Genomic DNA, 2,537 nt, shown 5'->3' on the forward strand with positions numbered 1-2,537 from the left:
CCCCAGTGGGGAGCCCGGCCTCTCGGGCGTTCAAGGGGTGGCTCAGGCAGCGCCCTTGGCGGCTTCCTTCAGCTTGGAGCCGGCGCTCACCTTGGCGCTGTAACCCGCGGCGATCTGGATCGGCTCGCCGGTCTGCGGGTTGCGGGCGGTGCGGGCAGCGCGGTGGGTGCGCTCGAAGGTCAGGAAACCGGGAATGGTGACCTTCTCGTCGCCCTTGGCGACGACCTCGCCGACGATCTCGGCGAAGGCGGCCAGAACGGCGTCGGCGTCCTTGCGGGTCACCTCGGCGCGCTCGGACAGCGCGGCCACCAGCTCACTGCGGTTCATGTGTACTCCTGTGGTCTGTTCGCTTGCGGTGCGCGGGGGCCCATCGGTGCTCCCACCGGGGGGCACCCGGATAGGCCGCAGGTCCGCACACTGTGCTCATGCAGGCAATGCGTGGTCGCAGGCCGGGTCCGTACCCGATGCCGCGCGCCGGAGCCGTCGAAGGCCCGCCCGCCCGCCTGGATACGAATCCTGCCCCGACCGGCCCCGAGAAAGCCAATCGGGCCCCGGTCGAGCCACCCGAACATCGCCCGCCCGTTGGAGGTGTGACGCTCCGTCGGCTCCGGCGGACCGGACACGGGCGGCGGTCGGGACGACACGCCGGAAGACCAGGGGGACGTTCCGTACTTGTCGGACACGCCTGCCCCGTGCAGGGCTACGGTACGCCCTACGACTGACAAGCCCAAACACGCCCCTCGCCCTTGTGTCGCAAGGGTTCGGGGCGAGCTGGGCGGGTATGACCACTATTCGCACATTTGAGCGATCTACGACACGTCGCCCGATCCGGCCGTCAGAGCTTGACGGTGGGGAACGCGGAGGTGTCGAGGGTGCCCACGATGCCGGGGGTCGGACGGGCCGGCGCGCGGTCCTCCACGGCCCCCGCCAGGGCCGCCTCGCGCACCGCGGAGGCGACGGTCTTGGCGACGTCCTTGTGGAACACGCTCGGGATGATGTAGTTCGCGTTCAGCTCGTCGTCGGCCACGGTGGTGGCCAGCGCCCGGGCGGCGGCGATCATCATCTCGGTGTTGACGGTGCGGCTCTGGGCGTCCAGCAGGCCGCGGAAGACACCCGGGAAGACCAACACGTTGTTGATCTGGTTCGGGAAGTCGCTGCGGCCGGTGGCGACCACGGCGGCGGTCTGCCGGGCGATGGCCGGGTCGACCTCCGGGTCCGGGTTGGCCAGCGCGAAGACGATCGAGTCCTCGGCCATGGTGGCCAGGTCGTCACCGTCCAGGACGTTCGGGGCCGAGACGCCGATGAAGACGTCGGCGCCCGCCACGGCCTCCTTGAGGCTGCCGGTGCGGCCCGAGCGGTTGGTGTGCTCGGCGATCCAGCGCAGGTTCTCGTTGAGGTCCCCGCGGCCCAGGTGGACCACACCGTGCACGTCCGCCACGGTGGCGTGCTCGACGCCGGCCGCCATCAGCAGCTTGAGGATCGCGGTACCGGCGGCGCCGGCGCCCGACATCACCACGCGGATGTCGCCGATCCGCTTGCCGACCACCTTCAGCGCGTTGGTGAGGGCGGCCAGCACCACGATCGCGGTGCCGTGCTGGTCGTCGTGGAAGACCGGGATGTCCAGGGCCTCGCGCAGCCGGGCCTCGATCTCGAAGCAGCGCGGCGCGGAGATGTCCTCCAGGTTGATCCCGGCGAAGCCCGGGGCGATCGCCTTGACGATGGCGACGATCTCGTCGGTGTCCTGGGTGTCCAGGCAGATCGGCCAGGCGTCGATCCCGGCGAAGCGCTTGAACAGGGCCGCCTTGCCCTCCATGACCGGCAGCGCGGCCTCCGGGCCGATGTTGCCCAGGCCCAGCACCGCCGAGCCGTCGGTGACCACGGCGACGCTGTTGCGCTTGATGGTCAGGCGGCGGGCGTCCTCGGGGTTCTCCGCGATCGCCATGCAGACCCGGGCGACACCCGGGGTGTAGATCATGCTGAGGTCGTCACGGTTGCGGATCGGCAGCTTGGAGGACATCTCGATCTTGCCGCCGAGGTGCATCAGGAAGGTGCGGTCCGAGACCTTGCCGATCGACACGCCGTCGATCGTGCGCAGCTTCTCGACGATCTCCTCGCCGTGCGCGACCGAGGCGGCCGCCACCGTGACGTCGATCCGCAGCGCCTCCAGCCCGGAGGCGGTGACGTCGAGACCGGTCACCGATCCGCCGGAGGACTCCACGGCCGTGGTGATCGCGCTGACGGCGTTGCCCCGGGCCGGGACCTCCAGCCGTACCGTGATCGAGTTGGAGACACTGGGCACCGTCGCCATCGACGCTTCCTTCTTCCGTCTGTCCCGCAGGCTCAACATTTTGTTGAAGGCATCGCCTGCGCATGCTAGACGTCGATCGTCGCACCTTCCAAGGGGTAGCCAGAAATAACGTTCATTGAGTGTGCGGACCCGACAATCCCACCCGACGGCCGTCGGCCTCCCGCCGCTCGCTCCTTGCCTCTCCCGGCCGATGCGTTACATTGGACGGGACACCGGCTCGATCCAAGCC

General features: G+C 69.7%; 2 protein-coding genes. Both read right to left on the minus strand.

Annotated features, from left to right (window positions below; translation table 11 throughout):
• Positions 1–42 precede the first annotated feature (42 nt).
• Positions 43–327 (minus strand): HU family DNA-binding protein, encoded by a 285-nt coding sequence (locus ACFU6K_RS36505; RefSeq protein ID WP_030242980.1) that lies wholly within the window; start codon positions 325–327, stop codon positions 43–45.
• A gap of 508 nt (positions 328–835) precedes the next feature.
• On the minus strand, positions 836–2,308 hold the full coding sequence (locus ACFU6K_RS36510) for an NAD-dependent malic enzyme (protein ID WP_380670566.1): 1,473 nt from the start codon (positions 2,306–2,308) through the stop codon (positions 836–838).
• Positions 2,309–2,537 lie beyond the last annotated feature (229 nt).

The sequence above is a fragment of the Kitasatospora sp. NPDC057512 genome, from assembly GCF_042802135.1.
Lineage (GTDB): Bacteria > Actinomycetota > Actinomycetes > Streptomycetales > Streptomycetaceae > Kitasatospora.

Excerpts from the sequence above, each read along its gene's own strand:
- ACFU6K_RS36505 (WP_030242980.1), bottom strand. The coding sequence starts at position 327 with ATGAACCGCAGTGAGCTGGTGGCCGCGCTGTCCGAGCGCGCCGAGGTG.
- ACFU6K_RS36510 (WP_380670566.1), bottom strand. The coding sequence starts at position 2,308 with ATGGCGACGGTGCCCAGTGTCTCCAACTCGATCACGGTACGGCTGGAG.